Source organism: Aeromicrobium sp. PFPM2_SD2, from assembly GCF_057364525.1.
In genome coordinates this window covers 1-6,548 of the sequence record NZ_JBNFNZ010000108.1, presented here as the reverse complement: position 1 = coordinate 6,548, position 6,548 = coordinate 1, and the positions used below count along the sequence as shown (strand labels likewise).

The window sequence follows — 6,548 nt, the reverse complement described above, 5'->3', positions numbered from 1 at the left end:
CCCCTCGGGGGTGACGGCCGGCGTCGTGCGTCGTCCTGGCGGGTCAGTCGGCGCTGGCGGCCACGCCCCGCGGCAGGGTGGCCACGGCGACCACCGCGAGCACGCCGACCACGGCGAAGAAGTAGAACCCCCACGGGTGGCCCCACCCGGCCGACACGAGCGCGCCGGTGATCGTCGGGCCGACGATCGATCCCAGGCGTCCGATGCCCGACGCCGAGCCGAGCGCCGTGCCGCGGATGTCGGCGGGGAAGAAGTTCGTCACGTAGGCGTAGACCAGCACCTGCGCGGAGAACACGAACACGCCGGTGAAGAACACCACGACGCTCAGCAGCAGGTGGCTGTCCATGCGGATGCTCAGCAGGGCGAGCATCACCGCGGCGACGCCGAACCAGATGAGCGCCGTCCACTTGATGCCGCGGCGGTCGGCGATGAAGCCGCCCACGACCAGGCCGACGATGCCGCCGGCGTTGAGGATCAGCAGCTGGGTGACGGCGGCGGGCACCGCGTAGCCGGCCGAGCGCATGAGCTGCGGCAGCCAGGTGTTGAGGCCGTAGACCAGCAGCAGGCCCATGAAGGACGCGACCCAGACACCGACGCAGGCGCGCAGCAGGGTGGGCTTGAGCAGGTCGGTGTACGGCACCTTCTTGCGCTCGGCACCGCCCGCGGCGGCCAGGAACGCCTCGGACTCGGGCAGCTTGAACCACTGGATGGCCGCGATCACGAGGCCGACGACGCCGAGGACGTAGAACAGCCACTCCCAGTGGCTGGCGAACTGCAGCGCCAGCAGCGACGTGATGACGGCACCGGTGTGGTAGCCGGTCATGGTGAGCGTGCTGGCCCGGGCGCGCTGGCGCGCGGGCAGGCTCTCGGCCATGAGCGTCAGCGACACCGGCATGCAGGCGCCCAGGCCCAGGCCGGCGATGAAGCGCAGGGCCGCGAACATCGCCACGGAGTCCGACCACGGCACGGCGATGGTGAACAGGGAGAACAGCACCACCGAGCCGATGAGCAGCTTGCGCCGGCCGAACCGGTCGCTGAGCGGGCCCACCGAGACGGCGCCGATGGCGACGCCGACGAGCGAGAGCGTGGCGACGGTCGTGGCGTCGGCCGGGGTGAAGCCGAGGTGCTTGGTGTCCAGCAGCGTCGGGATGATCGCGCCGAGGACGACCAGGTCGTAGCCCTCGAGCAGGACGGTGATCCAGCACAGGGCGACCGTCCAGGGGTCGACGCGCCGCGCGGGGCCGGTGCCGCCCGGCGCGAGCGTCTCGGGACGAGGTCCGGATGCCATGGGTGCCTCCGTGGGTGGGGTGGAAGGACGCGTCGGGCGGGTGCCCGGGCGGGTGGTCAGGAGCTGGGGGCGGTGAGGACGGTGTCGACCTGGACGAGCCGGGGCCCGTCGGCCGGGGTGGCCAGGACGGCGCGCAGCTCCTCGACCGAGCCGGCGTGCACGGCCGGGACGCCGTAGCCCTCGGCGATGCGCGTGAAGTCCAGGCCAGGCACGTCCAGGCCGGGGGCGTCCGGCACGCCGAGCAGGTCGCCGAACCAGCGCAACGCGCCGTAGGTCCCGTTGCGCAGCAGCACGACGGTGAGCGGCACCCGGTGCTGGGCGGCGGTCCACAGGGCGGTGATGCCGTAGTTGGCCGAGCCGTCGCCGATGACGCCGACGACGGGGCGGCCGGGCTGGCCGAGGGCCACGCCGACCGACGCGGGCAGGCCGTAGCCGAGCCCGCCGGCGGCGGGGAAGTAGTACGAGCCGGGGTGGCGCAGGTCCATCTGGCGCCACCACGAGGCGTTCGTGGACGTCGACTCGACCACGTAGGAGGTGTCGTGCGGCTGCGTGTCGCGCAGCGCCGCGAAGACCTCCTCGGGGTGCAGGCGGGCACCGTCGCCGGTGCGCGGGGCGGGCGGCGGGGTCGGCTCGAAGGAGGTGCCGGCGGGGTGGTCGAGGGTCTTGGTCAGCAGCTCGATCGCCGACGCGGGGTCGGCGACGAGCGCCTCGCCCATGGGGGCGCGGGCGGCGGCGGCCGCGTCGTCGGTGTACCTGCACGAGCCGGGGCGCGTCCGGCAGGGAAGGGGCCGGGCTGGTGCGTCGTGGGTAAGCGGAAGACCGGGGGCGCCGACGACGAGGACGAGGTCGTGCCCGGCGAGGGCGTCCGACACCGCCGAGATGCCGGCGGGCAGGACGCCGCGGAACAGCGGGTGCCGGTTGGGGAAGGGGAGGCGGAACTGCGACGGCGCGGCCCAGACCGGCGAGCCGAGCCGCTCGGCCAGGTCGACGGCCTTGGCGAAGAGGCCCTGGGTGTCGACGTCACCGCCGAGCACGAGGGCGGGACGCTGCGCGGAGCGGACCTGCTCGACCAGCCAGCGGCTCTGCTCGTCGTCGAGGGTGCCGGCGCGGCGCACGTCGCGCTGCAGGACGTGCCGCGCCTCGTCACCGGCCTCGACGTCCCAGTCGTCGTAGGGGACCGACACGTACGTCGGGCGTCGCTGAAGCCGGGCCTCGAAGACGGCCTGGGCGACGGCGCGGGGCACGTCGCGGGCGGCGGCGGGCTCGGTGGCGAACCCGACCAGCGGGCGCATGAGCGCGGTCGCGTCGACGTTGGCCAGGTTGGCCTCCAGGCCGATCGCCGAGCGGACCTGCTGGCCGGCCATGACGACCAGCGGGGTGCGGGCGGCCACGGCGTTGGTGAGCGCGCCCATGCCGTTGCCCGAGCCGGAGGCGGCGTGCAGGTTGACCAGCACCGGGCGTCCGGTGGCCTGGGCGTAGCCGTCGGCCATCGAGACGACGGCGCCCTCGTGCAGGCCCAGGACGTAGCGGACGTCCGAGGGCAGGTCGGCCAGGAACGGCAGCTCGTTCGAGCCCGGGTTGCCGAAGATGGTGGTCATGCCCTGGTGCTGCAGCAGCTGGTGGACGATCTGGCGGACGGACGGCACGGTTCTCCCTCGACGTGGACGTGATCGGCATCACGCTAGGCGTCGGACGGAGGGCGGCGCCAATAGATATCGCGGCGTCGTCGCATAGATTTCGTCTATGAAGGACTTCGACCTCAACCTGGCCCGGGTCTTCGTCCTGCTCTACGAGACGGGCAGCGTGACGGTGGCGGCGGACGCGCTGCGCGTCACCCAGCCGACGGTCAGCCACAGCCTGGGCCGTCTGCGCCGCCACTTCGGCGACGAGCTGTTCCTGCGGTCCGGACGCGGCCTGGTGCCCACGTCGGTGGCGCAACGGATGTACGAGCCGCTGCACCGCGCCCTGGGCGAGGTGGACGGCGTGCTGCAGCAGGTCGGCCGCTTCGACCCGGCGACCACCCCGGCCCGGTTCGCCATCGCCCTGTCGGACCTGGGGGAGGTGACGCTGCTGCCGCGGCTGGTGGCGGCGGCCGCGCGGTGGCGCCGCAGGTCTCGTTCACGGTGCGGCCGCTGGACGTGGACGACGTCGAGCGCCAGCTGGCCCGCGGCGAGGTGGACGCCTTCGTGGCCACGCCGGTGATGACGTCGCACCGGACCGTGCGGATCCCGCTGTTCCGCGAGCGCTACGTCGCGATGGTCGCGGCGACCACCCGCGGGTCGGCCCCGACGGGGTGACGGTGAGCCGGCTCGAGCAGGAGGCGCACGCCATCGTCGTGGGTCCCAGCGGCCACGCCGCGGCGCGCGAGCTGCTCGCGCAGCACGACCTGCTCGACCGGGTGGCGGTCGAGGTCAGCCGCTTCTCGGCCCTGCCGTACCTGCTCGAGGCCACCGACCTCGTGGCGATCCTGCCCGAGTACGTCGCCGAGGTGTTCGCCGACTCGCACCGGCTGCGGACGGTGCGCCTGCCGTTCGAGACCGAGCCCATGGAGGTCGCGGCGTACGCGCGCCACGAGGCGTCGCGCACCCCGTCGCAACGGTGGCTCGTCTCGTTCCTCGTGGACGTGCTGGGGGAGCAGGTCTCGCCCGCCCAGCTGCCTGTGGCGCCGGTGACCTAGACCGGTCTCAGCCGTGCTTCGGCGCGATGTCGAACAGCAGGCCGTCGGGGTCGGCGAGGGTGAGCCACCAGAAGGACTCGTCGCCGTGGCGGCCGTGGTTCGTCGCGCCCAGGCCGACGAGGCGCTCGGCCTCGGCCTCGGGGTCGGACGCCTCGAGGTCGTAGTGGAGCCGGTTCTTGCCCGGCGTGGGGTCGGGGACCTGCTGGAAGCCCAGCAGCACCCCGCTCGGGAGCGCGACGGCGGCGAAGCCGTCCATCTCGTGCGCGATCTCGGCGCCGAGCGCCTCGGACCACCAGCGGGCGGAGGCGAGCGGGTCGGCGGAGTCGGTCGTGACCATGGCGAGTGAGAGGTTCATGGACCGACGGTAGGACCGCCCACCGACAAGGTCGAGGCCCTCAGGGCAGCAGTGCCTGGAGCTCCTTGGCGGCGGCCACGACGTCCGGTGCGGTGCGGTGCGCGCTGGCCTCGTCGAACAGCGACAGTCCGATCGCGGCCGGCGGCGTCGTGCGTCCCCGCGGCACCCCTACCGAGACGCCGACGGTGCTCGGCACGACCTCGCCGGCGGAGATGGCGTAGCCGTCGGCGCGGGCCCGGGCGACCTCGGGACGCTCGCCCTCGCTCGGCGGCTCGGTGGACAGGATGGCCATGGCGGCCGAGCCGCGGGGCATCTCGATCGACTGGCCCGGCTTGAACGCGATGTGCATGGGCGCGCGCCGCGGCTCCACCACGAGCAGCACGCGGGCGTGGGTCGCGGACTCGCGCACCACGAGGTGGGCGGTGGCCTGGGTGGTCTCGGCCAGCCGCTCCAGCACGGGCAGGGCGACGGCGCGCAGCCCGTGCTCGACGGACTCGGCGAGCGACACCAGGCCGGTGCTGAGCCGGACGCGCTTGTGCTCGTCGCGGCGGACGAGCTGGTGGGCCTCCAGGGTGCGCAGCAGGCGGTGCGCCACGGTGCGGTGCACGCCGACGGCGTCCGCGACCTCGGTGACGGTGAGACCCTCGGGCCGCCGCGCGAGCTCCTCGAGGATCACCAGGCCGTGGTGCAGCGTCTTCGACATCCCGGCATCCAGCTCCACGCCGGTCAATCTAGGGCCCTCGCCCATGCCCGTCACCTCCTGTGACCCGTGTCGCACCCCGGCCTTGACGGTGTGACCGGGCCCACGTAGTGTGTGCGTTTGTCGCACGAAGCGTGCGATTAACGCACAAATGAAGGGTAGCAGGATGACGCCGCTCACCGATCCGGCCACCGCCGCCGCGGTGCAGTCGCTGTACGCGCGCCAGAGCCACCTGATCGACGGCGGCGACGCGGCGGGCTGGGCGGCCACGTTCACCGCCGACGGCGTCTTCGCCTCGCCCAGCTACCCCGCGCCCGTCACCGGCACCGCCGACCTGACGCGTTCGCCGCGCGCTTCGCCGAGGCGGGACGCGCGAGCGGCGACGTGCAGCGGCACGTCGTCACGAACGTCGACGTCGTCGAGGCCGCCGCCGACGAGCTGCGCGTCCGCGCCTACCTGCAGATCGTCGGCACCCGCGCCGGCGAGGACGCCCGGCTGGTGCGGATCACAACGCTGCACGACCGCCTCGTGCGTGATGCCGACGGCTGGCTCGTGGCCCGCCGCGACGTCGTGCGCGACCACGCCTGACCCCTTCCCCGACCCGAGGAGAGCACCATGACCGCCGTCGCCGACAACCCCGGCCGCACCAACACCGCCACCATCCGCGCCGTCTACCCCGAGATGCCGGGCAAGGTCGCCGTCGTCACCGGCGCCGCCCGCGGCATGGGCGCGCAGTTCGCGAAGGGCCTGGCGTCGCGCGGCGTGCACGTGGTCGGCGGCGACATCGACGAGGTGCAGATGAAGGCCACCGCCGAGCGGATCACCGAGGAGCTCGCGGCCGAGTCGCTCGCCGAGCAGCCGGGTCGCGTCACCGGCGCCCGCCTCGACGTCACCGTGGCCGACGACCACGAGGCGCTCGCGCAGGTCGCGCTGGCCGAGCACGGCCGCATCGACTACTGGATCAACAACGCCGGCATCTTCCCGTTCGCGCTGGCCGAGGAGATCAGCCCCGAGCAGATCTCGGCGACGCTGGACGTCAACGTCGAGGGCGTCCTGTTCGGCGCCCAGGCCGCGGCCCGCCACATGGGCGAGGGCGGCGCGATCGTCAACATGTCGTCGGTCTCGGCCCTGCGCGTGCGCCGCGGCCGGGGGGCCTACTGCGCGTCCAAGGCGGCGGTGCACCACCTCACCGAGTCGCTGGCCTTCGAGCTGGGCGACAAGGGCATCCGGGTCAACCAGATCGCGCCCGGCTTCATCGACACCGAGATGACCCAGTGGATCAAGGGCGACCCCGAGGCCTTGGCCAACGCGCTCGACAACGTCCCGCTGCACCGCTTCGGCGCCCCCGAGGAGGTGCTGGGCGCGATGCTGTTCCTGCTCTCGGACGCCGCGCGCTACGTCACCGGCAACTCGATCTCCGTCGACGGCGGCTCGCGCCATGTCTGAGTCCTACCCCGGCGTCGTCCTCGTGACCGGCGCCGCCGCCGGCATGGGGCGCCCCACCACGCCCCGGGGCGCTGGCGGCGGC

At 73.7% G+C, this 6,548-nt stretch carries 7 protein-coding genes and 2 pseudogenes; 5 read left to right on the top strand and 4 right to left on the bottom strand.

Annotated elements, in window-relative coordinates:
* Positions 1 to 43: 43 nt before the first annotated feature.
* Together AC2W7G_RS07180 and mdlC are read right to left on the bottom strand one after the other, a co-directional pair.
* Positions 44 to 1,288: an MFS transporter gene (locus tag AC2W7G_RS07180; RefSeq protein WP_485867830.1), complete on the bottom strand. Its 1,245-nt coding sequence runs from the start codon at positions 1,286 to 1,288 to the stop codon at positions 44 to 46.
* 56 nt (positions 1,289 to 1,344) lie between these two features.
* On the bottom strand, positions 1,345 to 2,934 hold the full coding sequence (mdlC, locus tag AC2W7G_RS07175) for a benzoylformate decarboxylase (protein WP_485867829.1): 1,590 nt from the start codon (positions 2,932 to 2,934) through the stop codon (positions 1,345 to 1,347).
* Between the two features lie 97 nt (positions 2,935 to 3,031).
* Here mdlC and AC2W7G_RS07170 point away from each other — a divergent pair, with 97 nt between their 5' ends.
* Both AC2W7G_RS07170 and AC2W7G_RS07165 read left to right on the top strand, forming a co-directional pair.
* The gene (locus AC2W7G_RS07170) at positions 3,032 to 3,490 is read left to right on the top strand and encodes a LysR family transcriptional regulator (protein WP_485867828.1); all 459 of its coding nucleotides are present in this window, start codon (positions 3,032 to 3,034) and stop codon (positions 3,488 to 3,490) included.
* Positions 3,388 to 3,965: pseudogene (locus AC2W7G_RS07165) on the top strand (LysR substrate-binding domain-containing protein). The gene AC2W7G_RS07170 and the pseudogene AC2W7G_RS07165 overlap by 103 nt, the downstream one beginning before the upstream one ends.
* Before the next feature lie 7 nt (positions 3,966 to 3,972).
* On the opposite strand, the gene AC2W7G_RS07160 reads toward AC2W7G_RS07165, so the two are convergent.
* Complete coding sequence (locus AC2W7G_RS07160; RefSeq protein ID WP_485867827.1) at positions 3,973 to 4,320, bottom strand: VOC family protein; 348 nt, start codon at positions 4,318 to 4,320, stop codon at positions 3,973 to 3,975.
* Between the two features lie 40 nt (positions 4,321 to 4,360).
* Positions 4,361 to 5,068, bottom strand: coding sequence for an IclR family transcriptional regulator (locus AC2W7G_RS07155; RefSeq protein ID WP_485867826.1), 708 nt, complete (start codon positions 5,066 to 5,068; stop codon positions 4,361 to 4,363).
* Between the two features lie 103 nt (positions 5,069 to 5,171).
* On the opposite strand from AC2W7G_RS07155, the pseudogene AC2W7G_RS07150 reads away from it, so the two are divergent.
* The 3 genes and pseudogenes from AC2W7G_RS07150 to AC2W7G_RS07140 all read left to right on the top strand — a co-directional run.
* A pseudogene (locus AC2W7G_RS07150) lies at positions 5,172 to 5,363 on the top strand (nuclear transport factor 2 family protein); the annotation flags it as partial.
* The gene (locus AC2W7G_RS07145; protein ID WP_485867831.1) at positions 5,279 to 5,608 is read left to right on the top strand and encodes a nuclear transport factor 2 family protein; all 330 of its coding nucleotides are present in this window, start codon (positions 5,279 to 5,281) and stop codon (positions 5,606 to 5,608) included. The pseudogene AC2W7G_RS07150 and the gene AC2W7G_RS07145, both read left to right, overlap by 85 nt.
* A gap of 27 nt (positions 5,609 to 5,635) precedes the next feature.
* The gene (locus AC2W7G_RS07140; protein WP_485867825.1) at positions 5,636 to 6,466 is read left to right on the top strand and encodes an SDR family NAD(P)-dependent oxidoreductase; all 831 of its coding nucleotides are present in this window, start codon (positions 5,636 to 5,638) and stop codon (positions 6,464 to 6,466) included.
* Positions 6,467 to 6,548 lie beyond the last annotated feature (82 nt).